Origin of the sequence: Enterobacter sp. Crenshaw (genome assembly GCF_024734705.1) — a bacterium.
Taxonomy (GTDB): domain Bacteria; phylum Pseudomonadota; class Gammaproteobacteria; order Enterobacterales; family Enterobacteriaceae; genus Enterobacter; species Enterobacter asburiae_B.
In genome coordinates this window covers 176,602-202,100 of record NZ_CP102932.1, presented here as the reverse complement: position 1 = coordinate 202,100, position 25,499 = coordinate 176,602, and the positions used below count along the sequence as shown (strand labels likewise).

Annotated in this window: 23 protein-coding genes and 1 tRNA gene; 11 read left to right on the top strand and 13 right to left on the bottom strand. The window is 56.2% G+C overall.

Annotated features, from left to right (window positions below; translation table 11 throughout):
* Positions 1 to 601: 601 nt before the first annotated feature.
* The 4 genes from NWV12_RS00900 to NWV12_RS00885 all read right to left on the bottom strand — a co-directional run bounded on the left by NWV12_RS00900 (position 602) and on the right by NWV12_RS00885 (position 4,843).
* Positions 602 to 678 (bottom strand) — tRNA-Pro (locus tag NWV12_RS00900).
* A 91-nt stretch (positions 679 to 769) separates the two neighbouring features.
* Positions 770 to 2,464, bottom strand: a complete 1,695-nt coding sequence (gene eptB / locus NWV12_RS00895) for a kdo(2)-lipid A phosphoethanolamine 7''-transferase (RefSeq protein ID WP_039261186.1) — start codon at positions 2,462 to 2,464, stop codon at positions 770 to 772.
* A 239-nt stretch (positions 2,465 to 2,703) separates the two neighbouring features.
* Complete coding sequence (locus NWV12_RS00890; RefSeq protein ID WP_101744418.1) at positions 2,704 to 3,906, bottom strand: MFS transporter; 1,203 nt, start codon at positions 3,904 to 3,906, stop codon at positions 2,704 to 2,706.
* Positions 3,907 to 4,144: 238 nt separating this feature from the next.
* Complete coding sequence (locus NWV12_RS00885) at positions 4,145 to 4,843, bottom strand: autotransporter domain-containing protein (RefSeq protein ID WP_048980585.1); 699 nt, start codon at positions 4,841 to 4,843, stop codon at positions 4,145 to 4,147.
* Between the two features lie 154 nt (positions 4,844 to 4,997).
* Between NWV12_RS00885 and tag the strand changes: the two genes are divergently transcribed.
* Together tag and NWV12_RS00875 are read left to right on the top strand one after the other, a co-directional pair.
* Complete coding sequence (gene tag / locus NWV12_RS00880; protein WP_047646675.1) at positions 4,998 to 5,579, top strand: DNA-3-methyladenine glycosylase I; 582 nt, start codon at positions 4,998 to 5,000, stop codon at positions 5,577 to 5,579.
* Complete coding sequence (locus tag NWV12_RS00875) at positions 5,557 to 6,003, top strand: N-acetyltransferase (protein ID WP_032661790.1); 447 nt, start codon at positions 5,557 to 5,559, stop codon at positions 6,001 to 6,003. Before tag ends, NWV12_RS00875 begins: the two co-directional genes overlap by 23 nt.
* On the opposite strand, the gene NWV12_RS00870 is transcribed toward NWV12_RS00875, so the two are convergent.
* Positions 5,966 to 8,245, bottom strand: coding sequence for a molybdopterin guanine dinucleotide-containing S/N-oxide reductase (locus NWV12_RS00870; protein WP_048980590.1), 2,280 nt, complete (start codon positions 8,243 to 8,245; stop codon positions 5,966 to 5,968). The two genes, NWV12_RS00875 and NWV12_RS00870, sit on opposite strands and share 38 nt — an antisense overlap.
* Before the next feature lie 211 nt (positions 8,246 to 8,456).
* Between NWV12_RS00870 and NWV12_RS00865 the strand changes: the two genes are divergently transcribed.
* The 6 genes from NWV12_RS00865 (at position 8,457) to ghrB (ending at position 14,562) form a co-directional block, all read left to right on the top strand.
* On the top strand, positions 8,457 to 9,119 hold the full coding sequence (locus NWV12_RS00865; RefSeq protein WP_024909080.1) for an OmpA family lipoprotein: 663 nt from the start codon (positions 8,457 to 8,459) through the stop codon (positions 9,117 to 9,119).
* A 180-nt stretch (positions 9,120 to 9,299) separates the two neighbouring features.
* Complete coding sequence (locus NWV12_RS00860) at positions 9,300 to 10,316, top strand: LacI family DNA-binding transcriptional regulator (RefSeq protein WP_023309954.1); 1,017 nt, start codon at positions 9,300 to 9,302, stop codon at positions 10,314 to 10,316.
* A gap of 103 nt (positions 10,317 to 10,419) precedes the next feature.
* A complete protein-coding gene (locus tag NWV12_RS00855; RefSeq protein ID WP_045400220.1) occupies positions 10,420 to 11,169 on the top strand; it encodes a sugar phosphate isomerase/epimerase in 750 nt (249 codons plus the stop codon).
* Positions 11,170 to 11,172: 3 nt separating this feature from the next.
* Positions 11,173 to 12,111, top strand: a complete 939-nt coding sequence (locus NWV12_RS00850; RefSeq protein ID WP_101744417.1) for a sugar kinase — start codon at positions 11,173 to 11,175, stop codon at positions 12,109 to 12,111.
* 169 nt (positions 12,112 to 12,280) lie between these two features.
* Positions 12,281 to 13,561 (top strand): MFS transporter, encoded by a 1,281-nt coding sequence (locus NWV12_RS00845; protein WP_048980837.1) that lies wholly within the window; start codon positions 12,281 to 12,283, stop codon positions 13,559 to 13,561.
* Between the two features lie 26 nt (positions 13,562 to 13,587).
* Positions 13,588 to 14,562, top strand: coding sequence for a glyoxylate/hydroxypyruvate reductase GhrB (gene ghrB, locus NWV12_RS00840; protein WP_048980836.1), 975 nt, complete (start codon positions 13,588 to 13,590; stop codon positions 14,560 to 14,562).
* A gap of 58 nt (positions 14,563 to 14,620) precedes the next feature.
* Here ghrB and cspA read toward each other — a convergent pair whose 3' ends face one another.
* Together cspA and NWV12_RS00830 are read right to left on the bottom strand one after the other, a co-directional pair.
* Positions 14,621 to 14,833, bottom strand: a complete 213-nt coding sequence (gene cspA / locus NWV12_RS00835) for an RNA chaperone/antiterminator CspA (protein ID WP_003860775.1) — start codon at positions 14,831 to 14,833, stop codon at positions 14,621 to 14,623.
* 247 nt (positions 14,834 to 15,080) lie between these two features.
* A complete protein-coding gene (locus tag NWV12_RS00830; protein ID WP_023309949.1) occupies positions 15,081 to 15,791 on the bottom strand; it encodes a DUF3053 domain-containing protein in 711 nt (236 codons plus the stop codon).
* A 331-nt stretch (positions 15,792 to 16,122) separates the two neighbouring features.
* Here NWV12_RS00830 and NWV12_RS00825 point away from each other — a divergent pair, with 331 nt between their 5' ends.
* Positions 16,123 to 16,410 carry an HTH-type transcriptional regulator gene (locus NWV12_RS00825; RefSeq protein ID WP_029740975.1) on the top strand — a complete coding sequence of 96 codons (288 nt, stop codon included), beginning with the start codon at positions 16,123 to 16,125 and terminating at the stop codon, positions 16,408 to 16,410.
* 39 nt (positions 16,411 to 16,449) lie between these two features.
* Here the strand turns inward: NWV12_RS00825 and NWV12_RS00820 are convergent, their stop codons facing one another.
* The gene (locus NWV12_RS00820) at positions 16,450 to 18,072 is read right to left on the bottom strand and encodes an ABC-F family ATP-binding cassette domain-containing protein (RefSeq protein ID WP_048980835.1); all 1,623 of its coding nucleotides are present in this window, start codon (positions 18,070 to 18,072) and stop codon (positions 16,450 to 16,452) included.
* A 718-nt stretch (positions 18,073 to 18,790) separates the two neighbouring features.
* Between NWV12_RS00820 and NWV12_RS00815 the strand changes: the two genes are divergently transcribed.
* Positions 18,791 to 19,228 (top strand): hypothetical protein, encoded by a 438-nt coding sequence (locus tag NWV12_RS00815; RefSeq protein WP_048980315.1) that lies wholly within the window; start codon positions 18,791 to 18,793, stop codon positions 19,226 to 19,228.
* A 91-nt stretch (positions 19,229 to 19,319) separates the two neighbouring features.
* Here NWV12_RS00815 and glyS read toward each other — a convergent pair whose 3' ends face one another.
* The 3 genes from glyS to NWV12_RS00800 all read right to left on the bottom strand — a co-directional run bounded on the left by glyS (position 19,320) and on the right by NWV12_RS00800 (position 22,777).
* On the bottom strand, positions 19,320 to 21,389 hold the full coding sequence (gene glyS, locus NWV12_RS00810; RefSeq protein WP_048980313.1) for a glycine--tRNA ligase subunit beta: 2,070 nt from the start codon (positions 21,387 to 21,389) through the stop codon (positions 19,320 to 19,322).
* A gap of 9 nt (positions 21,390 to 21,398) precedes the next feature.
* The gene (glyQ, locus tag NWV12_RS00805) at positions 21,399 to 22,310 is read right to left on the bottom strand and encodes a glycine--tRNA ligase subunit alpha (RefSeq protein WP_003860141.1); all 912 of its coding nucleotides are present in this window, start codon (positions 22,308 to 22,310) and stop codon (positions 21,399 to 21,401) included.
* A 161-nt stretch (positions 22,311 to 22,471) separates the two neighbouring features.
* Complete coding sequence (locus NWV12_RS00800) at positions 22,472 to 22,777, bottom strand: YsaB family lipoprotein (protein ID WP_033147005.1); 306 nt, start codon at positions 22,775 to 22,777, stop codon at positions 22,472 to 22,474.
* A 183-nt stretch (positions 22,778 to 22,960) separates the two neighbouring features.
* Here NWV12_RS00800 and NWV12_RS00795 point away from each other — a divergent pair, with 183 nt between their 5' ends.
* On the top strand, positions 22,961 to 23,956 hold the full coding sequence (locus tag NWV12_RS00795; protein WP_048980311.1) for an acyltransferase: 996 nt from the start codon (positions 22,961 to 22,963) through the stop codon (positions 23,954 to 23,956).
* On the opposite strand, the gene NWV12_RS00790 is transcribed toward NWV12_RS00795, so the two are convergent.
* Entirely contained in the window at positions 23,949 to 24,869 is a 921-nt protein-coding gene (locus NWV12_RS00790; protein WP_048980308.1) for a GlxA family transcriptional regulator, read from the bottom strand. The two genes, NWV12_RS00795 and NWV12_RS00790, sit on opposite strands and share 8 nt — an antisense overlap.
* Positions 24,869 to 25,408 carry an isochorismatase family protein gene (locus tag NWV12_RS00785; RefSeq protein WP_048980305.1) on the bottom strand — a complete coding sequence of 180 codons (540 nt, stop codon included), beginning with the start codon at positions 25,406 to 25,408 and terminating at the stop codon, positions 24,869 to 24,871. Before NWV12_RS00785 ends, NWV12_RS00790 begins: the two co-directional genes overlap by 1 nt.
* Between the last annotated feature and the right edge of the window lie 91 nt (positions 25,409 to 25,499).

The following is a 25,499-nucleotide window of genomic DNA, read 5'->3' as shown; positions in this document are numbered from 1 at the left end:
GTTTTGCTTTGTTGTGTTACGCCGCCAGACCTTTATTTATTTTTTACCCGGTCCGGTCGGTGATGCCCGAAGGCTTTAAAGGGATGGAGAATCCTTTCAGAAGAGCGTTTGAGTTGCAGCGCAGATCGTCCCTGAAATGCCCCTCATGCCCTACAATCTGTCAACAGAATGTGAAAACGTCAATACAGGTGACGGGGATTTACGCTGAGTGTGAGAAACCGCAAACAAAGATTAAAAAAACTATGCATGCCAGTTTTCAGCAGGGAAATTTATGCTACTCGCTATCTTGCAGCACAAGTCTCTTCATATTTCGCAACAATCAGTGATTAACTTTTATTCAGAATGGGTAAATTTTCTTGCAGAATGGTGATTATCTGAGCACTAAATACCGCGAACGTTAAAACGCACAGCGAAAAATGCTGAGGTTATCCATAAGCAACGCGAAAAAAGATCAATCTATATATAAAAAAATACAATGGATTATGTCACAAAATCGTTAACAGGCAGGGAGAAGCAGGCCTAAGGGGCGTTTTGGATACTCTGACGGGATAAGATCATAATGCAAAAAGGGCTAACCTTGCGGTTAGCCCTTTTCAGAATGTGGTCGGCGAGAGAGGATTCGAACCTCCGACCCACTGGTCCCAAACCAGTTGCGCTACCAAGCTGCGCTACTCGCCGAATGCGGAGCGCATCTTACTGCTGAGGTGCGCCCCCGTCAATCCCTTATTTTCAAAAAGCCATTCAACTGGCGATATTCTCGCCAGGGCAGCTACTGCGCGGCTTTTACGCTGTTATCAGGGAGTTTACACCAGTTGTTGTTTTCGTTAATCCCACCATTCGGTGAGGTATAGCCGAGACAACCCATAATGGTGTCGTACAGCTCAACGTGACGGCGCGGCACCTTCATCTCCGCCTCTTTTTTCAGCTGAGCAAACATCTTCGCCTTCTCCGGATTTTCAAGATACTTATCCGACATCCACATGATCATCGGCACGCGGAACTGCTCCGGCGGTGCCAGCTTGCGCGGCGTACCGTGCAGGTGCTCTTTCTCATTGATGGATTCACCGTGGTCTGCTGCGTAAATCACAATCGCTTTTTTATCGCGCAGCTGGTCGATCACCCGGCTCAGGAAGGTATCCACGTACAGCACCGAGTTATCGTAGGCGTTGATCAGCTCCTGCTTGCTGCAGTCTTTATTAATGCCCACGCACTCAGGCTGCCACTTCGCAAAATCACGCGTGTAGCGCTGGTAATAGCTGTAATGCGACCCTTTGGTATGCAGAATAACCAGATGCTTACCCTGCGGATGGTTCTTGAGGGACTGCGACATCTCTTCCAGCAGCAGCATGTCGTCGACGTTTTTACCGCGGTTACGCGGCTCGGCGCCAATCTGCTCGCGGTACGCGATGTTATCTGCAAGGGTGTTGGTGTAGAACCACATCTCACTTTGCATCGCGAACAGGTCAGAGCTAAACCCAAGCTGCTTCAGCACGGCAAACACGTTCTGCTCTTTCAGCGTGCGTTGCGGGTTATCGCTTGCACCGCCTTCACGCACAAACATACAGCGCAGCGAGAGCTTGGTTGCGGTATCGCAGGAGTAGCCACGGTAAGCCACCAGGTTTTTCTCCTGCGCCAGCTTTGGCGTGGTGTCCCGGTTATAGCCGAGAATACCCATATGATCCCAGCGCGTCGTTTCGCCGATGACGAAGACGACGTACGTATCATCAATCCCGTCGGCTGGCGGCTGGTAGGTGAATTTTTTCGTTGGATTGATCAGCGATTTCACATCACTGGATTCGTCCGCCTGCGCCCAGGCATACAAACCTAACGCTGACAGCCAGTTAGACGGCAAATAGGAGTTTGCCACCACGCCGCCATAGCTTGGCATATCCACGCCCGTCGCTTTTTCGACGCGTTTTTGCTGCGTTTCCATCAGGCGGATTGGCGCCCATACCAGCAGTCCGGCCAGCAGGACAACGACGATATTGCGGATCCGCTGTCCACGCGTGCGCAGCTGGCGTAACAGTGTATAGCGGCACGTATTGTTCCAGATAAAGAACAGCGGTATCAGACAGGTTAAAACTGTCCAGACGATAAAGCCTTTCCCTACCACCTCTTTCGAGAGATCGATATCCGTGGTCATCACCGAGGCAACGATACCGTACCCAATGACCACGTTCATAAAGGTCATGTAATAGCTTGCGGCGGCGGAAATAATCACCACCAGCGAGGCCAAAATTTGCCAGGTACGTCGGCCAAAAAGGGACAGCAGGCGTAAGAGGAAGAAGGTAGCGAGGACGGAGCCGAACACTTCAATGGCGGCAAAAATACCATTACTCACGGTAAGGTGTTCAAAATAACCTTCCACTCTTCTGAACAGTACCGCGCCATTCAGAAATAATCCGATATAGACAGCCAGCATCAGACACAATCTTTGCTGGGTAAGAGACCTAATGTATTTCATGCAAACAACCCTGGGGGAAGGGGTATAAAAACCCGACGAATCTCAAAGAGAAAGCGGACAGAGTACGTAAATGCGTAAGGAAGCGTTATTAGAAACGTCTACAAGCGCGATAAGTAGACCACAGCGGGAGAGAAAAGTGGCAGCAGAGAGTGTGATCGGTATAAATTTTTACAAAATATCGAGACGGGAAGCGTCTCGCATAAAGAAAAAAGAGGCCACAGAGGCCTCTTTCATACTGCTTACGCGTGCGCTTCTTTGAATACTTCACGCTGCGGCTGGCGAATCGTGGTCGAGAGCGCCAGCGAGATAATCAGCAGGGCAAATATGACGCAGAAGGTCACGTAGAACCCGCCGAACAGAGAGGCTATCAGCGAGCCGCAGATGCTGCCGATCCCGAAGCCAAGATAGATAACGCCGTAGTTTTTCGCCAGATTGTTCAGGCCAAAGAACTCGCTTACCAGTGACGGGAAGACGGTAATCGTGCCGCCGAAGTTAAAGGCCACGCAGGCAATCGCCGCAAAGAAGGTGGCTTCATTCAGCGGAGCGAACAGCAGCGCCGCCATGCCGACCAGCGAAACCACCTGCCCAATCGTAATCACACGGATGCGGGCAATTTTGTCAGACAGAATGCCGAGCACCAGACGACCGGAGAGGTTGGCAATGGAGATGACCGTCACCGCATTCGCCGCCGTAGCCGCATCCAGCTTCACCATCCCCTGTGCGATATCCTTCGCCACACCGATGACATAAAGTCCGCTCATGCAGGCCGTCAGGAACATCACCGCCAGCATCCAGTACTGCGGTTTACGCATGGACTGCGCGAGAGTGAAGTCGTTCTCCACCACGCCGTTAACGTATTTGACCTCCTGCTGCGACGCATCGGTCATCAGCGTGGCGCCGAACAGAATCATCACCAGCACGATTGCGCCCCAGATCATAAAGGTGTTTTCGAGGCCAACGGACGCCAGCAGATGGGAGTCGATAAATTTGAACCCGAGGCTGCCCAGGCCATAGGAGCCGATGGCGAATGCGGAGATGAGGCCTTTACGCTCCGGGAACCACTTCACGCAGTTCGACAGGGTCAGCAGGTAACCTGCGCCATCGGCCAGACCCACCAGCACGCCGGCGCTCAGCCACAGCATCATCAGGTTGCTGGAATGCGCAGTCAGGAAAAAGCCTAAACCCAGCAGAATGCCGGACGCCATGGTCACACGCTTCACCCCAAAACGCTCCTGCAGCTTGCCCGCGACGGAAGACGAAATCGCCAGACCCAGGCTCAGCAGACCAAAGGAGAACGCAACCTGGCTGACCGGTGCGCCGAGTTTATCGGAAAGCGCGCTGTTAAACAGGCTCCAGGTATAGACCGACCCCAGCGCAAACTGGGTGACAATGGTGCCAAAGAGCGTGAGCCAGCGCGTGCGGTTATAAGTTGATGTGTTCATGGCAGTTGTCCTGCAAGAGAAATTAAGGAAGTTCGCTGAGGACAACGATAAACAAAACCTTAATACGCCTGGGGTAAAACGGCATGAAATGCAGGCGGAACGGAATGAAATGCCTGGAATCGGGAATGAATGGCCTGGCCCGGGAATAAAGTGACAGCGTGTTAGTACCCGCTATCGCTGTAAAGCCCGTGGTTGTTGTATTTGAGATGTTATCGTAACGTTTAAAAAAGTAACAACTCTAGAAATTTGCGCTAACGCCGAGGGTGTATAAAAACTCCTCACCGGTGGTGGTGTGCTCCCCCTGAGCCAGCGACGCATAGGCCGCCACGTGCGTATTAAATGGAATATCCGTTCCCACGGTGACGTCCATCCAGCTACCGTTTTGGGCAGGGGCTGGCGTTTGCGGCATGCCAAACTGCGATTTCCACTGGTTTTCACCAAACTGCTGGTTATAGCTAATCTGCGCCCACGGACGGAGATCGCCGTACTGGGTATTCACGCGCCACCCCAGCGTGCTGACGCTGGCATGCCAGAGCGGGTCGGAGAGTGCCTGCGTCGACGCGCTATCACCAAACTCGTTGATCATCATGGGAGCCGTGCCGTCGTACCGCCACGCCACTACCGGACCGGTGGTGATACGCGCTGAAACCGGAAAATTCCAGCCCACGCTCATCGCCCCCTCCGTCGTGCTGCCAGACGGTATATTCAGGGCAAGACCCGGCGCGTTTTGCGAAGACTGAATACGCTCAGCAAGAATATCCTCATAACGCGGTTGGTGATCCGCGTCCCATGTATAGCGTTCCGCCGTATTATTTTGGGCGTCTGAAACGATATATTCCTGTTGCCAGGCAGACGCTGTATTACAAAAGAACAGGCAGGCTGAAATTCCCACCAGGCCAGAAGCAGCATGGCGACCACTGATTTTTTTTATCATCATCAACGCGACCCCAGAGAGAGCCGAATTCGGCGATATTTGTCGTTATTCAGGAAGAGCTTATAGCCCTTGTATTAACTATTGTCTTTATAGTAAACACGTCAAGCCAGTCAGAATGAAAATTTTGCGAAATTAGTATCAATAAGGGAGATGACGGATGGAACGTTGCGGTTGGGTGAGCCAGGATCAGCTTTATATCGATTATCACGATCGGGAATGGGGCGTACCGGAAACGGATGGCAAAAAACTCTTTGAGATGATCTGTCTGGAGGGCCAGCAGGCGGGGTTATCATGGATTACGGTACTAAAGAAACGCGAAAACTACCGCAACGCCTTTCACCAGTTCGATCCTGTCGCCGTCGCCGCGATGACCGATGAGGATGTGGAACGCCTGGTGCTGGACGCCGGCATCATCCGCCATCGCGGTAAGATCCAGGCCATCATCGGTAACGCACGCGCTTACCTGGCGATGGAACAAAACGGCGAATCGTTCTCAGATTTTGTCTGGACGTTTGTGAACAACGATCCGCAGGTCACCCAAGCCGCCACGCTCGCGGAAATCCCGGCCTCTACCCCGGCCTCGGATGCGCTCTCGAAGGCCCTGAAAAAACGCGGCTTTAAGTTTGTCGGTTCCACCATCTGCTACGCCTTTATGCAGGCCTGTGGCCTGGTCAACGACCACGTTACCGGCTGCTTCTGTCATCCGGGAGGCCATCATGATCCGCAAATGGCAAAGTGAGAATACCGCGCCGCTTCTGAGCCTCTGGCTTGAAAGCACCACGGAAGCGCATCCGTTTATCGAGCCGGGTTACTGGAAAGAGAACGAGGCCATGGTGCGGGACGTTTACCTGCCGTCGGCGGAAACCTGGGTCTGGGAACAGGATGGCGAGCCATACGGATTTATCAGCGTGATGCAGTCTCAGTTTGTCGGCGCGCTGTTTGTCGCACCGTCATGCATCGGGAAAGGCATCGGGCGCGCGCTGCTGAACCATGTTCAGCAGCGCTTCCCGCATTTAACCCTGGAGGTATATCAGAAAAATGTGCGGGCGGTGAATTTCTACCATGCTCAGGGCTTTCGCATTGAAGACAGCGCCTGGCAGGATGATACCCAGCACCCGACGTGGATCATGAGCTGGCAGGCGGATCAAACGCCGTTAAGGTAAGCTCGGGTCCCTGATATTTTTCTACCCAGGCCAGCGCCGTGTTCCCTGCGCAACCGTTCCCCAGCTTCGAGCTGGGGAGATCTTTGGTCAGCACGTTAACCGCCCCGTTTTTACAGATCCCTCCCTCGGCGGGCTCAAGGTCGGGCCATGCGCCCTGATGAATGCAGATCACGCCCGGTTTAATTCCGTCGCTCACCACCGCCCCTGCCAGCACCTGCCCGCGCGAGTTCCAGACGCGCACCACGTCGCCGTCCGCGATCCCCCGGGCTTTCGCATCGAGGGTATTCAGCGTGACCGGCTCTCGCCCGGCGACCGCATACTGCTCGCGCAGAGACGTATAGTTAAGCTGGCTGTGCAGACGGTGCGCGGGATGCGCAGACAACACCTGCAGCTGTTCCGGCTGGGCGTTGCCGTGCCACTCGTCCGGCTCGAGCCACATAGGGTGTGGCGGGCAATCAGCATAGCCAAAGCTGGCGATGCGCTCGCTATAGATCACGATCTTTCCGCTCTCGGTTTTCAGCGGGTGGCTCTCCGGGTCGCGGCGGAAATCGGCAAAACGGACAAACTTCGCGTTCTGTTCGCTCTCCGGCATCTCGACGATCTGGTTCGCTTCCCAGAATTCGGCAAATGGCGGAAGCGTCACGCCCTGCGCCGCGCCGCGCTGGCCGGCAATCTGGTAGAAGGTTTCCAGCCATTGCAGATCGCTTTTCCCTTCGGTAAAACGCTCGCGACCGCCCGCTTCCCACAGCTCGCTCAGTTCAGCAAACACGTCAAAATCATCACGCGCTTCGTCTCGCGGGGCCACTACGCGCTTCATCGGGACCATATGCTGGTTGCTGTAGTCGCCGGTCATAGTGAGATCGTTACGCTCAAACGAGGTGGTCGCTGGCAGGACAATATCTGCATGCTTAGCCGAGCCGGTCCAGAAGCACTCGGAAATCACCACCAGCTCCGGCTTCTGCCAGGCGCGGATCAGGCGGTTGGTATCCTGATGGTGCGTGAAGTTCGACCCGCCCGCCCACCAGACAAATTTAATGTCCGGGAAGTGGCGGTCCAGACCGTTGTGCTGATAGAAACCGCCCGGGTTTTCCAGGGCTTCAACAATACGCGCCACCGGTATTTTATCCACGGCATCGACGCCGCCCTGCACCGAGCCTTGCAGAGACGCCAGCACCGCCGCTTTACGCGTCGGGTTACCGCCGTTTGCAAAGTGATAGGAGAGACCAAAACCTCCGCCCGGCGTGCCGATCTGCCCAAGCATTGCGGCAAGCGTTACCAGCATCCAGTGTTTTTGCTCGCCAAACTGCTGACGCTGCATTCCCCAGCCGGACATTAACATCGTGGTATTTTTATGGAACAACGCCGCCAGTTCGCGGATTTTCTCCGCAGGTACGCCGCAAATATCTGCCGCCCACGCTGCCGTTTTCGCCACCCCATCGGATTGGCCCGTCAGGTAGTCGGCGAATTTATCGAAGCCGGTGGTACAGCGCGTCAGGAATTCAACATCGTGCCAGCCGTTTTCTACCAGCGTATGGGCGATCCCCAGCATCATCGCCACGTCGGTGCCCATATGGGGGGCAATCCACTCGGCGCTGTCGCCGAAGAAATCCATAGTTTCAGAGCGCATTGGGTCAATGCAGATGATGCGCTTGCCGCTTTTGCGCAGCGCGTCGAAATACCCAATCCCCTGCTCGTCGCTGGCATTCCAGGCAATTTTCAGCGTATTGAGCGGGTTGGCGCTCCAGAGCACTACCACGTCGGTATGCGCCAGCACCAGCGGCCAGCTGGTCTGCTGCTGGTACACTTCGTTCCCCCCTACGACGTACGGCATGATCGCCTGCGCCGCGCCGGTGGAGTAATCCCCGAGATGGCCGGTATAGCCTCCCGCCAGGCTCATGTAGCGCTGCAGCAGCGTCGAGGCCTTGTGCAGCACGCCGTTAGAACGCCAGCCGTAGGAGCCGGCAAAAATGGACGACGGACCGTAGCTGTCGCGAATGCGCTTATGCTGGGCGTGGATCAGCGCCAGCGCGTCATCCCAGCTCACGCGAACAAACTCATCCTGACCGCGGATCCCCTGTGGCTTATCCGGCGAGGCCAGAAAACCTTTACGCACCATCGGCCAGCGCACGCGCGTTTTGCTATGCACCTGATCGCGAACGACGGTCTGTAACGAGTTGGGATGTTGGGTTGGCAGTGCCCCGCGGGACGACAGAACATTTTCGCCATCGGTTTCGACCAGCATCGGCCCCCAGTGGGCGGCGGTCAGAATGGTTTTCGTTGAGGTGCTCAAGCGTGCGCTCCTGGTTGCGTGCAGGTTTACGGCCTTCTTTCTGAGGCAGTTTATGGTTTGTCACAAATTTCAGAGTTATACCCGGAATTTTCTCCGTATCTGGACGTCATAATCAACTGCCACGCTCGCCGTGGCAAAGAATAAAAAGGATTAAGGAAAGAAGATGAAAAAACGCGTACTCGTTATTGCCGCTCTGGTGAGCGGTGCACTGGCTGTTTCTGGCTGCACAACTAACCCTTACACCGGTGAGCGTGAAGCGGGTAAATCCGGCATTGGCGCGGGTATCGGCTCGCTGGTCGGCGCAGGCGTGGGGGCGCTCTCCTCCTCCAAGAAAGACCGCGGTAAAGGCGCGCTGATTGGCGCAGCGGCGGGCGCGGCACTGGGCGGCGGCGTTGGCTATTACATGGACGTGCAGGAAGCGAAGCTGCGCGACAAAATGAAGGGAACCGGCGTGAGCGTGACGCGCAGCGGCGATAACATCATCCTGAATATGCCGAACAACGTGACCTTCGACAGCAGCAGCGCAACGCTGAAACCCGCGGGCGCGAACACGCTCACCGGCGTGGCGATGGTGCTGAAAGAGTACAACAAGACCGCCGTGAACGTGATGGGCTACACCGACAGCACCGGCAGCCAGGATCTGAACATGCGTCTGTCCCAGCAGCGCGCCGATGCCGTAGCCAGCTCGCTGATCACCCAGGGCGTTGAAGCCAACCGCATCCGCACCAGCGGCATGGGCCCTGCCAACCCTATCGCCAGCAATAGCACGGCGGAAGGCAAAGCGCAGAACCGCCGCGTTGAGATTACGTTAAGCCCAATTCAGTAGGTAAAAGCAAAACGGCAACGCTCGTTGCCGTTTTTAGTGGTTGCACCCTATCCCGTGGGAGAGGGTTGGGGTGAGGGCACCAGACCGCACCCTCCGGTAAGCGCAGCGCCACCGGGCAAATTACTTGATTCGTCTGATTTTCCCGTTAAGGTATTCTCACTAAATTCAGGGAAATCAGCGATGAGCAAACCAGCCCGGGCCACCATTAGCGACGTGGCGAAAGCCGCTAAAACCGGTAAAACCAGCATTTCGCGCTACCTTAACGGCGAGAAACACCTGCTGTCCGACGCATTGCTGGCGCGTATTGAACAGGCCATTGCCGATCTCGACTACCGTCCCAGCCTCATGGCGCGCGGGCTCAAACGCGGCCGCACCCGCCTTATCGGGCTTATCATCGCCGATATCACCAACCCCTATTCCGTTAACGTCCTCAGCGGTATTGAAGCCGCCTGTCGCGAGAAGGGCTTCACGCCGCTGGTCTGTAATACCAACAACGAAGTCGACCAGGAGCTGCATTACCTCGATCTGCTGCGCAGCTACCAGGTCGAAGGGATTGTGGTTAACGCGGTGGGCATGCGGGAAGAGGGTTTAAATCGCCTGCAGCAATCCTCCCTGCCCATGGTCCTCATCGACCGTAAAATCCCGGAATTTGCCTGCGATGTGGTCGGGCTGGATAACACCCAGGCCGCTACTACCGCCACCGAACATCTGATCGAACAGGGCTTCGAGGCGATTCTGTTTCTGAGTGAACCGTTAGGGATGGTCAATACCCGTCGCGAGCGCCTGAGCGCATTTCGCACCACGCTGGAGCGATATCCCGGCGTGATCGCCGAAAATGCCGAAACGCCGCTTCACGAAGCCGACCAGCTCGACAACACCCTGCGCCAGTTCCACACGCGCCATCGCGGGATGCGCAAAGCCGTTATCTCCGCAAACGGGGCGCTGACGCTTCAGGTCGCCCGCTCGCTCAAGCGCATTGGCCTGCACTGGGGCAGCGATATCGGTCTGCTGGGGTTTGATGAACTGGAGTGGGCGGAACTGGCGGGCGTCGGCATTACGACCCTCAAACAGCCCACCTGGCAGATTGGCTATGCTGCTGTTGAACAAGTGGTTCGTCGTATTGAAGGCACCAGCGATGCCGTTCGCGAGCAGGTCTTCTCCGGCGAGCTGATCGTTCGCGGCTCCACGGCGCGTTAATTTTCCCTTGTGATACCGATCATAAATTCAACATCCTGACCTTTTCTTTGGAACCGGTTCCATCTAGCGTAATAGTATTGATATGTTGCGATGGAGTCCGAAGATGGGCAGGAAAATTATGGTGGTCACCGCCGCGTACGGTGCGGAACAGGTGCGACAGGCAGGCGGTCAGCGGGCGATGCTTCCCGTTATTGCAGGCGCAGGGGCAGACGGCGTGGAGATCCGCCGGGAACTGTTCAGCAGCGAAGAGCTGCTGACGCTGCCTGCGCTGGGAGAATCCATTGAGCTGCTCGGCCTGCTGGCGTGCTACTCCGCCCCCGCCGCCCTGTTTATGCCCGACGGCACCCTCAACCCGGATCTGACCCGCTATCTCTCTGAGGCCAGCACCCTGAACGCCCTGTGGCTGAAGGTTTCCCTGGGCCATTTCCGCGACGCGCAGCCTCTCGACGCCCTGCGTACCCTGCTGAACGCAAGCGGCATGGCGCTGGTCGTGGAGAACGATCAGACCGACTGCGGACAGCTCGCGCCGATGCAGCGCTTCCAGGCCGCCTGTCGGGAAATGGCATTGCCCGTCACGCTGACCTTCGACATGGGCAACTGGCTGTGGGTCGGTGATTCCCCCGAAGAGGCCGCGCGTCACCTTGCCCCTGCGGTGAGCTATATCCACGTGAAAGCCGCCGTGCCGCATAAAGATAACTTCCGCGCCGTGGCGCCGGACCACGCTGATGCGCGCTGGCTGGATCTGCTCGGCCAGCTGCCTGCCGATGCCCCGCGCGGTATCGAGTTCCCGCTGGAAGGGACGGATTTAACCGCCGTTACCCGCCATTACGTCAACCTGCTGCGCGAGGAGTAAACCATGCACAAGACGCTGGATGTCATCACCATCGGCGAGGCCATGGCGATGTTTGTCGCCACTGAAACGGGCGAGCTGAGCGCGGTGGAGCACTTTATCAAGCGCGTGGCGGGCGCAGAGCTGAACGTCGCGACCGGCCTGGCGCGTCTCGGCCTGAATGTGGGCTGGGTCAGCCGCGTGGGGGACGACAGCTTTGGCCATTTCGTTCTCGACTCGCTGAAAAAAGAGGGGATTGATGCCGCAGGCGTCACCCTTGATGCACGCTTCCCTACCGGCTTTCAGCTTAAATCCAAGGTCGAAAATGGAACCGATCCCATCGTGGAGTATTTCCGTAAGGGATCGGCCGCAAGCCACCTCTCAGTGACGGATTACCACGCCGACTATTTCGCCTCCGCGCGCCACCTGCACCTGAGCGGCGTGGCGGCAGCGCTATCCGCCAGCTCGTATGAACTGCTGGATCACGCGGCAGCCACTCTGAAAGCCCAGGGAAAAACGATCTCTTTCGATCCGAACCTGCGCCCGGTGCTGTGGAAAAGCGAAGAGGAAATGGTCGAGAAGCTCAACCGTCTGGCGTTCAGAGCGGACTGGGTTCTGCCGGGCCTGAAAGAAGGGATGATCCTGACCGGCGAAAGCACGCCGGAAGGCATTGCCGATTTCTACCTGAATAAAGGGGTAAAAGCGGTGGTGCTGAAGACAGGCGCCGATGGCGCATGGTTTAAGACGGCCAACGGCGAACAGGGCGCGGTCGCGGCGGTCAAGGTTGAGAACGTGGTCGACACCGTCGGCGCGGGCGACGGTTTTGCCGTGGGCGTGATTAGCGCCCTGCTGGAAGGCAAAACGCTGCCGCAGGCCGTAGCGCGGGGCAACAAGATTGGCTCGCTGGCCATTCAGGCGCAGGGCGACAGCGAAGGATTACCCACGCGAGCAGAGCTTAACGAATAAACATCCCCCTCACCCTAACCCTCTCCCCAGAGGGGCGAGGGAATGACTTGCTCCCTCTCCCCTCTGGGGAGAGGGCCGGGGTGAGGGGCATAAATCGCACTCAGCAAAACAAGCCACCGTGTACCCTACAGACAACGGCGGTAACAACCTCAACAACAGAGGCAAGCCTATGAACAGTTCGACCAATGCAGTAAAACGCTGGTGGTACATCATGCCAATCGTGTTTATCACGTACAGCCTGGCGTATCTTGACCGTGCCAACTTCAGCTTCGCGTCCGCGGCGGGGATCACAGAGGACCTTGGCATCACCAAAGGTATCTCCTCCCTGCTGGGAGCCCTTTTCTTCCTGGGCTACTTCTTCTTCCAGATCCCCGGCGCGATTTATGCGGAACGCCGCAGCGTGCGTAAGCTGATCTTCGTCTGCCTGATCCTGTGGGGCGCCTGCGCGTCACTGACCGGCGTGGTGAACAATATTCCTGCCCTGGCCGCCATTCGCTTTATCCTCGGCGTCGTTGAGGCGGCGGTGATGCCGGCGATGCTGATCTACATCAGCAACTGGTTTACCAAATCTGAACGCTCGCGCGCGAATACCTTCCTGATCCTCGGTAACCCGGTGACGGTACTGTGGATGTCGGTGGTATCTGGCTACCTGATCCAGTCCTTCGGCTGGCGCGAGATGTTTATTATCGAAGGGGTGCCGGCAGTGATCTGGGCATTCTGCTGGTGGGTGCTGGTGAAAGATAAACCTGCCCAGGCGAAATGGCTTTCCGAAGACGAAAAAGCGGCGCTGCAGGCGCAGCTGGATAAAGAACAGCAAGGCCTGAAGGCGGTACGCAACTACGGTGAAGCCTTCCGCTCGCGCAACGTGATCCTGCTCTGCGCGCAGTACTTTACCTGGAGCATTGGCGTGTACGGCTTTGTGCTGTGGCTGCCGTCGATTATCCGCAGCGGCGGCGAGAACCTCGGGATGGTAGAAGTGGGCTGGCTCTCTTCCGTACCGTACCTGGCCGCGACCATCGCCATGATCGTCGTCTCCTGGGCGTCGGACAAGCTGCAGAACCGAAAATTGTTTGTCTGGCCGCTGCTGCTGATCGCTGCTTTTGCCTTTATCGGCTCGTGGGCCGTGGGTGCAAATCACTTCTGGGCCTCTTATACCCTGCTGGTGATCGCCGGTGCCGCCATGTATGCCCCGTACGGTCCGTTCTTTGCCATCATCCCGGAAATGCTGCCGCGTAACGTCGCGGGTGGCGCGATGGCGCTGATTAACAGTATGGGTGCGCTGGGGTCGTTCTGCGGCTCCTGGTTCGTCGGCTACCTGAACGGTGCCACCGGCAGTCCGTCCGCATCGTACATCTTTATGGGGGTGGCGCTTTTCGCCTCCGTGTGGCTTACTCTGATTGTTAAGCCTGCTAATAATCAACAGCATCCTGTCGGCGCACGCCACGCCTGAATCCTTAAAAATCAACGGAGATTAGCATGAAGCCGTCCGTCATTTTGTACAAAGCACTGCCGGAAGATCTGCAGAAACGCCTTGAAGAATACTTCACCGTCACGCAGGTGAAGAACCTGAGCCCGGAAACCGTGGCGCAGCACGCCGAAGCGTTCGCCAGCGCCGAAGGCCTGCTGGGTTCAAGCGAGAAAGTGGATGTCGCCCTGCTGGAGAAAATGCCGAAGCTTCGTGCTACCTCTACCGTTTCCGTGGGTTACGACAATTTCGATGTGGATGCCCTGAACGCCCGCAAGATCCTGCTGATGCACACCCCCCATGCCCTGACGGAAACCGTGGCCGATACGCTGATGGCGCTGGTACTCACCACGGCCCGTCGCGTGGTGGAAGTGGCCGAGCGCGTGAAAGCGGGCGAATGGACAAAAAGCATTGGACCGGACTGGTTCGGCGTGGACGTTAACGGCAAAACGCTGGGCATTGTTGGCATGGGGCGCATTGGGCTGGCACTGGCGCAGCGCGCGCATTTTGGTTTTAACATGCCGATTCTGTATAACGCGCGTCGCCATCACAGTGAAGCCGAAGAACGCTTCAACGCCCGCTACTGCGAGCTGGATACTCTGCTGCAGGAAGCCGATTTTGTTTGTCTGGTTCTGCCGCTGACGGACGAAACGCGTCATCTGATTGGCAAATCCGCATTTGAAAAAATGAAGAAATCCGCCATTTTCATCAACGCGGGTCGTGGCCCGGTGGTGGATGAGAAGGCGCTGATTGAAGCCCTGCAGAACGGTGAGATCCATGCCGCAGGTCTGGACGTGTTTGAACAGGAGCCGCTGCCGATGGACTCCCCGCTGCTGGCAATGCCAAACGTCGTCGCCCTGCCCCACATCGGTTCCGCAACCCATGAGACGCGCTACAACATGGCGGCCACTGCGGTCGATAACCTTATCGCCGCCCTAAGCGGAAAGGTGGAGATAAACTGTGTGAATCCGCAGGTGCAACGATAGAAACGAAAAAACCCGCCAGAAGGCGGGTTTTTGAATTTTGTGCTACTGGATTGGAAGCTTACAGGCTTACAACGTTACCAGCTGCTGGGCCTTTAGCGCCGCTTTCGATGGTGAAGGACACTTTCTGACCTTCGTCCAGAGATTTGTAGCCATCGTTCTGGATAGCAGAGAAGTGTACGAACACGTCTTTAGAGCCATCGTCAGGAGTGATGAAGCCGAAACCTTTATCAGCGTTGAACCATTTTACCAGACCAGTCATTTTAGCAGACATAGAAATTACCTTATTAACAAATATATTGAGCCTTCCGGCTTGATGGATTGCGTTACAGATTTTTAAGCGATGAAGGAAGGGTCACAACGAAGGGTATCTATGGATAACAATCTGGACTGCTTTACTAAACTGCTTTAGGTCTGTGTAACAAACCGACGGGGATAGTTATACCGATGTGGTAGAAGAATGACAAGCGTTATTTTCGATAAGCATAAAAAAACCCCGCCAGAGACGGGGTTTTTTCGGTTTATTCTGTGGCCGTGACTGCGGCACTCCAGGCCTGGCTAAAGGCCTGATGCTGGGAGGCCAGCGGCCCAATCAGCGTATTGTACTGGCTTGCCTGCTGCGAGGTCGGGAACTGAATACCGTTGGCAACAAAGCTCACCTGAGTATCCTGCTGGGCAATAAAGTCGCCCACCTGAACCAGCTGCTGCGTGAAGATTTGCGCGGCCGGAATCAGCGGTTGCAGCGCTTCAGACGGTTTCGTCACCACTTTCTCATACACCTTGTCGAAGACAGGTTTGAGATCGTCACCCTGCTTCAGCGCAGAACGTGAAGCGTCAGCCTGCATTTTCGCATTCTGCAACTGCTGGCTCAGCACGCCAAGCGCACCGTTGGACTGGCGAAGCGGTTCACGCTGCGTCATATAATCCTGCGGAACGCGAATGGCGTTCACGCTATCCACTACCGGACGGATACCGGAATCCATCGCCTGGCTCACCTGCTGTGAATAACCATAAAGAATGGCGTAATCGGACACGAAGGGGCCAAACTGTTTTTTCTGATCCGCAGTCAGCGTCGGCAACCGCTCGCCGCTGCGCATCACTGTATTCTGCAGAAAATCGATAAACGCTTTGCGCTGATCGCCTTCTTTATCAAAACACCCACTCAGGCTAACAACCATCAACAACGCCGCAATAGGCGCAAACCAGCGAGAGCAGGACTTTCCTGTCGCCATTTTATTACTCCTTTCACCCAAAAAAGCGCACACCGGCACACGCGTGCCCGACGCTGACAAGGATAGTCCAGGTCAGCCTTGCAAGATACTCTTTTCATGCAAAACGGCTATTGCCGATTTATTTCTTACCATTTACAAAAAAATACCTGCCGAAGCCGACATATGACTAATCAGGTAATTAGCATAACTATCCATATCGCTGAATCGGGTAAAGCGATCGTTATCGCACGATTAATCACACCCGTGACGATCCTGGGTTCGTATTAGGGACTATTCTTAACTGGCTCTCTGATGTTCTTGATCACGATGTGAGATTTAAGAGGAGTCCTCAATGGAATATAAAGATCCTGAGTTTGAACTGCTGAGCAGTCTGGAACAGATCATTTTTAAAGACGTACCGCAGGCGATTACCCTGCAACAAAAATCCAATCCCTTTACAGAATATGAGCAATTGCGCAAAGGGACAGGACTGAAAACGGAAGAATTCGCCAGAGCGATGGGTGTCAGCGTGGCTATGGTGCAGGAGTGGGAGTCAAAACGTGAGAAACCCACCCCAACCGAGTTAAGGCTGATGCGCCTGATTCAGGCCAACCCTGCACTCAGCAAACAGATAGCGTAGTGAAGATTGAATGCCCCCGCCTTTGCGGGGGCTTGTGTTTTAAAGGCTCTCGCAACGCCAGCCCGCCTCCTCCCATACCCATTCATGCGTTAACGTTAAGCCTCTTAGAAAAGCCTCATCGTGCGATACCACCAGCAGAGCCCCGGGGAAACTGGACAGCGCCGCTTCAATGGCCTGGACCGAGGCTAAATCCAGATGGTTGGTCGGTTCATCCAGCAGCAGAAGCTGCGTGGCCTCCGCACGCCACAGCACGCATGCCAGGGCGGCCTTAAGACGCTCGCCGCCGCTGAGCTCCGCCAGCGGGAGCGTAACTTTGTCGGCCCCTAGTTGAAGCTGCGCCAGACGGGTTCGCAATACCCCCTCTTCCAGAGGCGTATGACTCAGGTTGAGATGCGTCATGACCGACTGTGAAAGATCGAGCCGGGAAAGATGTTGATCAAGATAAGCGCAGCTGACTGAAACCTTACAGGTACCCGAACGGGGGGCTATCTCGCCGAGGATGGTTTTTAACAGCGTCGATTTTCCGCAGCCGTTCGGTCCCTTTAACGCCACGCGCATCGGTCCGTCCATCCGCCAGTTGAGCGGAGGAACCGGCACATGCGGCGGCAGCACCAGATCCTCCAGCACCAGTACCTGCTTCCCGTCCGGGATCTGACTCCCCGGCAGGGTGAACATTACCGGGTTATCTTCTTCAACGCGTTCACGCGCCTTGTTTACCGCGGCGTTCAGGGCTTCATTTTGCTCGCTATGCTGTTTTTTCCAGGAGCCAATCCGCTCTTTTGCCGCGCCTTTATATTTGACCCGCTCGAACGATGCGATATTCAGGGTATCAACGGTGCGCAATGTCTTTGCCGAACGCCGCTGGCTGTCATCATGCTCTTTTTGCATGCGTGCCCGAGTGCGTTTGCGCTCGATTGCAGCATGTTCCAGCGCCGCGCGGGCCGCCTGCTGTTCGGCATCGCGCTGGGTTTGATAATCCGCATAATTCCCGCCGTAGCTGCGCAGGCCCGAGGCGCTCAGTTCAAGGATACGCGGCACCTGGGCCAGCAACTCACGGTCATGGGAAGCCACCAGCACGCCGCCCTGAAAACGGCTGAGCTGGTCGTAGAACCACGCCCGGCCCTGTCGGTCCAGATGGTTAGTGGGCTCGTCCAGCAGCATGAAATCGGCTTCAGCCGTAAACACCCCGCACAGCAGGGCGCGAATGCGCTCGCCGCCGCTGAGCTCACCGGCGGGTTTATCCGGGTCAAACGGCGGGAGATTCGCATTGATAAAGGCTTCGCTCAGACGCTCGGCGACATCCCAGCGGCCGTCGAGCGTGTCCAGATCGTCAGGCTGATAATCGCCGCTGTCGATGCGCTTACGCGCCGCAAAAATAGCGTCATACCCGAGCAGTTCAGCAAGCGTCGTCTGCGGCGAAATGACGTGCTGCTGCGCCACCCAGGCATGCGAGCCAAAGCGTTCAATATGACCGGAAGCCGGTTCGTCCAGCCCCGCCAGCAGACGCAGCAGACGCGTTTTCCCGCTGCCGTTGCGGCCAACCAGCGCGCACAGGGCGGGTTCCAGCGTGAGATTCAGCGGACCAAAAAGTGTATCGCCCGTCGGAAACTGACAGGTGACCTGATGCAAAATAAAAGAAGGGGACTGCGCAAAATGAGCCATAAGCACTCCTGAATGAAATCAAAACATCCCCTGCCGACGCGGTGGCGTTTAGCAAGGATCGAAATTCATCAGTCGTGTTTGTTCATTTTTGGGGGGCGCTCCAGCGCGAGAAAGTTAACGCGTTAAGGATAGCGGTAATGTGTTGAAGGTTTCAAGGTTAAATTTTGATCGACTTATACTCCCTCCCCCTTTGGGCTGAGGGATCCCCACCAAATATTGCCTGCACAGACGGCCCCCTCTCCCTTGAGGGAGAGGGCTGGGGTGAGGGGGAGCATACGGCTGTGGGGGTTGTTCCTTGCTACTCTGTAACGACATGGCCTGTGAACGTGCCAGGGCGGCTCAATCGCCACCGTCATGGCGTCGCTGTAAAACCTCTACCCGCAGTATGCTTCTCATTACGGTAATTTTGCGAGCCTCTTTCCAGAAATGGTAATATCCTCAGCGACATAGCTCAAAACTGTTGCCGCCTGTTTTGATGAGCAGTAAGTTCTCTTCGCACCTGCAAAATCAGGTGCCGGGATTGGAACCCTGAATCACTTCACTGGCGACACAGGCTCTGTGTCGTACGGCCTGTTGCATCTCAATGGCGGGCCGGACAGGGGCGCTGCAAAGCGCGCTGGTGTCAGTGAGGCCAGTCGTTCCAACCTTGTTCGGTTCCGCCACCAGCGAGCCTGGAACCTCCCGTGGCGGAAGATATACCACTCACTGAGGTTATTTTATGTCATTGATTAACTCTTTAATCACCCTGCCCTTCAACCATGCCACCGACTTCACCGAACTGGCGGATAACTGCGAACGTTTTACCGACGCACTGGTCGATTGCGAAGAACCCGCCCCAAAAATGGCCCTTTACGGCAGACTTTATGCCTGTCTGAATCTTCTGCAACCCACGCTTCTGGATCCTGTTCCGGACGCTTTAAAAGCCAGCCTGACCGTGAAGGAACTCCCGTCATGCGTTCCGGCTTTCGAACCCGAATGCGATCAGCTGGGGCGCTACTGTCAGGAGATAACGCAGATGCTGATGAACGGCTCACTGCCGCGACAATCTGAAATCGTGATGGAAGATTTGCTGTGCGAACTGGTCAGCTACTTTGCCGATAAGCTGAAGGCACCGCGCTGGCTGCAGACGAACGAAGGCACAATCGCGATCGGCTAAACCTGCCGGATGACGCTGCGCTTATCCTGCTCAGAAAAGCCCCATAAAAAAACCCGCCGAAGCGGGTTTTTAGCATTCTAACAACGGCACATCACTGCAGCAGCGAAATATCCGCTACGCGCAGGAACAGCTCGCGCAGTTTCTCGAGCATGGAGAGACGGTTAATACGCAGCTCTTTATCTTCTACGTTCACCATCACTTTCTCGAAGAAGGCGTCGATAACGTCACGCAGCTCGGCCAGCTCCACCAGCGCTTCCTGGTAGCGACCTTCCGCGAAGTACGGCTCGAGCTTGTCGCGCAGCACCACAACCTGCATCGCCAGAGCGATCTCTTCCGGCTCTTTCAGGGTCGCGGCGTTCACGCGCTCGTTCAGCGTCTCGTCGGATTTCGCCAGAATGTTGGATACGCGCTTGTTGGCCGCGGCCAGGGCAGATGCCGCTTCCAGGGTACGGAAGTGGGAAACCGCCTTCATACGCGCATCGAAATCAGCCGGACGGGTTGGACGACGCGCCAACACCGCCTGAATGGTGTCAACGGTGAAACCTTCGTCCTGATACCATGCGCGGAAACGACCGAGCATAAAGTCGATCACATCATCCACGACCTTAGCGTTGGTCAGCTTGTCGCCGTACAGACGCACCGCTTCTTCGGTCAGGCTCTGCAGATCGAGGTTCAGGTTCTTCTCAACGATGATACGCAGCACGCCCAGCGCGGCACGACGCAGCGCAAACGGGTCTTTGTCGCCTTTCGGATGCTGGCCGATACCGAAGATACCCGCCAGGGTGTCCATCTTATCGGCAATTGCGACGGCACATGCAACCGGGTTGGACGGCAGTTCGTCACCCGCAAAGCGCGGCTGATACTGCTCGTTCAGGGCAACGGCTACGTCTTCCGCTTCGCCATCGTGACGCGCGTAGTGCATGCCCATAACGCCCTGGGTGTCGGTAAATTCGAACACCATGTTAGTCATCAGGTCGCACTTGGACAGCAGGCCTGCACGCGTCGCGTGGTTGACGTCTGCACCGATTTCACGGGCAATCCAGCCGGACAGCTCCGCAATGCGGTCGGTCTTATCGCGCAGCGTACCCAGCTGCTGCTGGAACAGCACGGTCTGCAGGCGCGGGAGATGATCTTCCAGACGCTTTTTACGGTCGGTATTGAAGAAGAACTCCGCATCTGCCAGACGTGGACGCACCACTTTCTCGTTACCGGAGATAATCTGGATCGGATCTTTCGATTCGATGTTCGCCACGAAGATGAAGTTTGGCAGCAGCTTGCCGTCGTTGGCATAGACCGGGAAGTACTTCTGGTCACCCTTCATGGTGTATACCAGCGCTTCAGCCGGAACGGCCAGGAATTTCTCTTCGAACTTCGCGGTCAGCACAACTGGCCATTCAACCAGAGAGGTGACTTCTTCCAGCAGGCTGTCGCTCAGGTCTGCGTTACCGCCAATCTTGCGCGCCGCGTCTTCCGCGTCCGCTTTGATTTTGGCTTTACGCTGTTCGTAGTCGGCAATGACCTTACCCCGCTCCAGCAGGATCTGCGGATACTGGTCGGCATTGTCGATAGTGAACTCTGGCTCGCCCATAAAGCGGTGGCCGCGGATCACGCGATCGGACGCCACGCCCAGAATGGTGGCCGGGATAACGGTATCGCCCAGCAGCAGGGTCACGGTGTGAACCGGACGCACGAAGTGCACGTCGGACGCGCCCCAGCGCATAAGCTTAGGAATCGGCAGCTTCGCCAGAGAAGTCGCAATCATGTCCGGCAGCAGCGCTTCAGCACTTTCGCCTTTCACGTGCGCACGATACAGCAGCCACTCGCCTTTATCCGTGGTCAGACGCTCGGCCTGATCAACGGTGATGCCGCAACCGCGCGCCCAGCCTTCAGCCGCTTTGCTCGGCTTGCCTTCCGCGTCAAACGCCTGGGCAATCGCCGGGCCACGTTTTTCGACTTCACGATCCGGCTGAGACGCCGCCAGATTTGCCACTTTCAGCGCCAGACGGCGCGGTGCAGCAAACCACTCAATTTTACCGTGTGCCAGGCCAGCGTTATCCAGCTCGGCGGTCACGTTCGCAGCGAAAGATTCAGCCAGGCTGCGCAGGGCTTTTGGTGGCAGCTCTTCGGTGCCGATTTCCACCAGGAAAGTTTTCTCAGACATGGCCGCCTCTTATTTGTTTCGGTTGCACATCGGGAAGCCAAGGGCTTCACGGGACGCGTAGTAAGCTTCTGCAACGGCTTTGGTCAGGGTACGAATACGCAGAATGTAGCGCTGACGTTCAGTCACGGAGATGGCTTTGCGGGCGTCCAGCAGGTTGAAGCTGTGGGCGGCCTTCAGAATACGCTCGTAAGCAGGCAGCGGCAGCGGAGTTTCCAGCGCCAGCAGCTGCTGCGCTTCTTTCTCATACTGCTCGAAGCAGGTGAACAGGAAGTCCACGTCCGCGTATTCGAAGTTATAGGTGGATTGCTCCACTTCGTTCTGATGGAACACGTCGCCGTAGGTGGTTTTACCCAGCGGGCCGTCGCTCCAGACCAGGTCGTAAACGCTGTCTACGCCCTGAATGTACATCGCCAGACGTTCCAGACCGTAGGTGATTTCACCGGTGATTGGCTTACATTCCAGACCGCCAACCTGCTGGAAGTAAGTGAACTGGGTCACTTCCATGCCGTTCAGCCACACTTCCCAACCCAGACCCCAGGCACCCAGCGTTGGGTTTTCCCAGTTATCTTCCACGAAACGAATGTCGTGGATGGTTGGATCCATACCCAGCTCTTTCAGCGACCCGAGGTACAGTTCCTGAATGTTGTCTGGTGATGGCTTAATCACCACCTGGAACTGATAGTAATGCTGCAGACGGTTCGGGTTCTCACCGTAACGACCATCGGTCGGACGACGGGAAGGCTGCACATACGCGGTCGCCATTGGCTCTGGCCCCAACGCGCGCAGGCTGGTCATCGGGTGTGAAGTGCCGGCGCCGACTTCCATGTCCAAAGGTTGAACAATGGTACAGCCCTGACGAGCCCAGTAATCCTGTAAGGTCAGGATCAGGCCCTGGAAGGTCTTGGTATCAAACTTTTGCATAGTATTTCGTGCTGGATACGTGTGGTTTTAAATGGAAGGGACCAGTATACCCGCTGGCTGCAAGATATACAGTACGAAACGGGGTTGTTTAGGGAAAATTGGGGAAATAAGCCTTCCGGCCAGAACGCTGACGGCGTCTGGCTGTTGATTATACGAGCAGGCTAGCGCATGGAGAGATGTAAAAACTGACCGTCCGCATCAAACGAGCAGACAAAGCCCTCTTTGCGCGACGTATGTCCCCGCAGCTCATAGCTTCCCTGAAAACGCTCAAACCCGGTGACATCAATTTTCTGTACGTCCGAGTTATAGCGGCGAGCGGCCCGATCTTTACAGAGCGCTTCCATATTCAGTGAACGTTCCGGGCTCATTTTACCCTGCTGCGCTTTCTGCACAGGTGCTTCTTGCGGCGCGCTGCATCCCGCCAGGCTCAACAGCAGAAAGAGTGACGCCACACGCTTCATCATCATTTTTATTACCGCCCTGGTCAGTGGCTGTTATTTTTAGTATCAAAGCTTTTATAGATTACGGTCCGGCATTCTGCGAATCTCGCGGCCTCCCTACAAGCCTGCTGAATAAAACTCAGAATTTTCCAAGCGAAGACTTTTGGACAATGGCAGTCACACTCAATTTACAGGGAATACGAGGAACTGATGCAGTCAAAAATTAACTGGATTGATAACCTGCGAGGAATAGCGTGTCTGATGGTGGTCATGATCCACACGACGACCTGGTACGTCACGAATGCCCACAGCATCAGCCCCGTTAACTGGGATATCGCCAATATTCTCAACTCTGCGTCACGCGTCAGCGTGCCGCTGTTCTTTATGATTTCCGGCTTTCTCTTTTTTGGCGAGCGTAGCGCGCAGCCGCGGCACTTCATCCGCATCGCGGCCTGCCTGGGGTTCTACAGCGCCGTTGCCCTGCTCTATATCACGCTGTTCACCTCCATTAACGCCGGCCTATCGCTGAAATACGTGCTGCAAAAACCGGTGTTCTATCACCTGTGGTTCTTCTTCGCCATTATCGTTATCTATCTGGTCTCCCCGCTCATCCAGGTAAAAAACGTCAGCGGTAAAATGCTTCTGGCCCTGATGGTGGTTATCGGCATTGTCGCCAACCCGAATACGCTCTCACAGAAAATCGACGGATTTGAGTGGCTGCCGGTCAATCTCTATATCAACGGCGATACTTTTTACTACGTGCTTTACGGCATGCTGGGGCGCGCCATCGGGATGATGGACACGCAAAAACGCGGGCTGAACTGGCTCTGCGGGGCGCTGTTTATCGCTGGCGTGGCAGTGATTTCACGCGGGACGCTGCACGAATTGCAGTGGCGCGGCAATTTTGCCGATACCTGGTATCTCTATTGCGGGCCGATGGTCTTTATCTGTGCCGTTTCGCTGCTCACGCTTGCCAAAAATACCCTGAACGCGCGCGCCCTTCCCGTGCTGAGTATTATCTCGCGGCACTCTCTCGGGATTTACGGTTTTCACGCGCTGGTGATCCACGCGCTGCGCACGAGAGGCATTGAGCTAAAAAGCTGGCCGGTGCTGGATATGGTCTGGATTTTTGCCGCCACGCTGGCGATCAGCCTGCTGCTGTCGATGCTGCTGCAAAAAATAGACGCTCGCCGCTTCGTCAGCTAATGCTTCGCTGCCGGGCGCGATGGTACTGGCGCGGGGAGGAAAACCCCGCCGCCAGTGAAGCCTGCTCCACGCCGCGCCCCTGCAATAGCCACTGCTCCGCCACCGCCAGACGCAGCTGTTCCAGATAATCGCGAACGCTAATCCCTAAATGTGACTGGAAAAGCCGGGTGAGATGACGCGGGCTGACGTGCGCCAGTGCGGCAATGTCAGGCAAGCTCCACGTTTTTTGCGGCTCGGCGGTGAGCGCATCCTGCGCCCGATGAATCGCCGGGTGAAGATGATTGCGATAGCGTAGCCACGGAGAGAGCTGGGGATCGTCACCGGAACGACGGAACCAGACCACCATCTCACGCGCCACGGTCAGCGCCTTTTCGGGGCCGCACAGGCGGTTAATCATGTGCAGCGCCAGGTCGATGCCTGACGTGATCCCCGCGCTGGTCCAGATATTCTCATCCTGCACAAAGATGCGGTTTTCTTTAATCGTCGCCGTGGGGGCCGCGGTGCGTAAACGGCTAATAACGTCATGATGGGTCGTGCACTGTCGGTTGTTCAGCAGGTCCGATTTCGCCGCCAGTAAGGCCCCTGAACAGACGCACATCACGGTGATTTCCTGGCGCTGGATCTGCGGCTGCAGGCGCATCAGCCAGTGCTGGATCTGCTGCGCCTGTGGCGTTGAGAACTGACTGCGGGAGTCGCTCACACCCGGCAGCACCAGCAGACTACCTTCCGGCAGACGCTCCGGCAGCGGCTGAATGCCGCTCATCGTCAGGCCAATCGACGTCGGAACCTCAGGCTGCGGGCCAATGTAATGCAGGCGAAACGCGTCGCCTGCCAGCACAAAGGTTTCTGCCGGGCCGGTCATGTCTAATGACAGCACCCCGGGCAACATCACGAACCAGACGTCGATGCGCATTACAGTGACTCCAGCGTCTCCGCTACCGTTTTAACCTCGGCAAAACGCCCGGACAGTACCGTCTCGGTACGATGGCGAATTTCCGCTGCGCTAAGGGTTATCCCCTTGTACGTCATGGGAAACGTCAGCGTTGCCTCACTAACAAAGGTCACAGCATAACCTAGATCGGATGCCACCCGGGCGGTGGTTTCACAGCATTGTTCAGTGCGAATGCCGCAGATAATCAGCTGGTTGATATCACGCTCGCGCAGCCAGCGGTCAAGCCCGGTATCCGTAAATGCATTATGGACGTGTTTCTGGAAAACCACATCCGGCTGATGACGTAAAAAGGCCATCGGTTTGACATAGCCGCTTTCGAGGGTGAAAGGACCGTCTTCATCCACGTGAAAAATATCAACGACCGGAATATTGCGCGCCTGGCAGCCTTCGATCAGCCCCAGCATCGCCTGCTGAAAGGCAGGAATTTCGTCCTCCTGCCAGTAATTGCGGTGATGGAAGGACTGCTGAGTATCGATGTTGATTAATGCAATGCGTGACATGATAAATCTCCTCGCCAGTGGGTGTAACACCATACTGGCAAGGAAATGAAGGCACGCACAGACCAAAAAAGGACATCCTCGTGCCTCTCCC

Coding starts and splice junctions, on each gene's coding strand:
- tag (WP_047646675.1), top strand. CDS start 4,998: ATGGAACGTTGCGGTTGGGTGAGCCAGGATCAGCTTTATATCGATTAT.
- NWV12_RS00795 (WP_048980311.1), top strand. CDS start 22,961: ATGCAGTCAAAAATTAACTGGATTGATAACCTGCGAGGAATAGCGTGT.
- eptB (WP_039261186.1), bottom strand. CDS start 2,464: ATGAAATACATTAGGTCTCTTACCCAGCAAAGATTGTGTCTGATGCTG.
- NWV12_RS00855 (WP_045400220.1), top strand. CDS start 10,420: ATGGGCAGGAAAATTATGGTGGTCACCGCCGCGTACGGTGCGGAACAG.
- NWV12_RS00875 (WP_032661790.1), top strand. CDS start 5,557: ATGATCCGCAAATGGCAAAGTGAGAATACCGCGCCGCTTCTGAGCCTC.
- NWV12_RS00790 (WP_048980308.1), bottom strand. CDS start 24,869: ATGCGCATCGACGTCTGGTTCGTGATGTTGCCCGGGGTGCTGTCATTA.
- NWV12_RS00890 (WP_101744418.1), bottom strand. CDS start 3,906: ATGAACACATCAACTTATAACCGCACGCGCTGGCTCACGCTCTTTGGC.
- NWV12_RS00825 (WP_029740975.1), top strand. CDS start 16,123: ATGGAATATAAAGATCCTGAGTTTGAACTGCTGAGCAGTCTGGAACAG.
- NWV12_RS00820 (WP_048980835.1), bottom strand. CDS start 18,072: ATGGCTCATTTTGCGCAGTCCCCTTCTTTTATTTTGCATCAGGTCACC.
- NWV12_RS00845 (WP_048980837.1), top strand. CDS start 12,281: ATGAACAGTTCGACCAATGCAGTAAAACGCTGGTGGTACATCATGCCA.
- NWV12_RS00815 (WP_048980315.1), top strand. CDS start 18,791: ATGTCATTGATTAACTCTTTAATCACCCTGCCCTTCAACCATGCCACC.
- NWV12_RS00850 (WP_101744417.1), top strand. CDS start 11,173: ATGCACAAGACGCTGGATGTCATCACCATCGGCGAGGCCATGGCGATG.
- NWV12_RS00885 (WP_048980585.1), bottom strand. CDS start 4,843: ATGATGATAAAAAAAATCAGTGGTCGCCATGCTGCTTCTGGCCTGGTG.
- NWV12_RS00870 (WP_048980590.1), bottom strand. CDS start 8,245: ATGCTGGTCGAAACCGATGGCGAAAATGTTCTGTCGTCCCGCGGGGCA.
- glyS (WP_048980313.1), bottom strand. CDS start 21,389: ATGTCTGAGAAAACTTTCCTGGTGGAAATCGGCACCGAAGAGCTGCCA.
- NWV12_RS00830 (WP_023309949.1), bottom strand. CDS start 15,791: ATGGCGACAGGAAAGTCCTGCTCTCGCTGGTTTGCGCCTATTGCGGCG.
- NWV12_RS00865 (WP_024909080.1), top strand. CDS start 8,457: ATGAAAAAACGCGTACTCGTTATTGCCGCTCTGGTGAGCGGTGCACTG.
- ghrB (WP_048980836.1), top strand. CDS start 13,588: ATGAAGCCGTCCGTCATTTTGTACAAAGCACTGCCGGAAGATCTGCAG.
- glyQ (WP_003860141.1), bottom strand. CDS start 22,310: ATGCAAAAGTTTGATACCAAGACCTTCCAGGGCCTGATCCTGACCTTA.
- NWV12_RS00860 (WP_023309954.1), top strand. CDS start 9,300: ATGAGCAAACCAGCCCGGGCCACCATTAGCGACGTGGCGAAAGCCGCT.
- NWV12_RS00785 (WP_048980305.1), bottom strand. CDS start 25,408: ATGTCACGCATTGCATTAATCAACATCGATACTCAGCAGTCCTTCCAT.
- NWV12_RS00800 (WP_033147005.1), bottom strand. CDS start 22,777: ATGATGATGAAGCGTGTGGCGTCACTCTTTCTGCTGTTGAGCCTGGCG.
- cspA (WP_003860775.1), bottom strand. CDS start 14,833: ATGTCTGCTAAAATGACTGGTCTGGTAAAATGGTTCAACGCTGATAAA.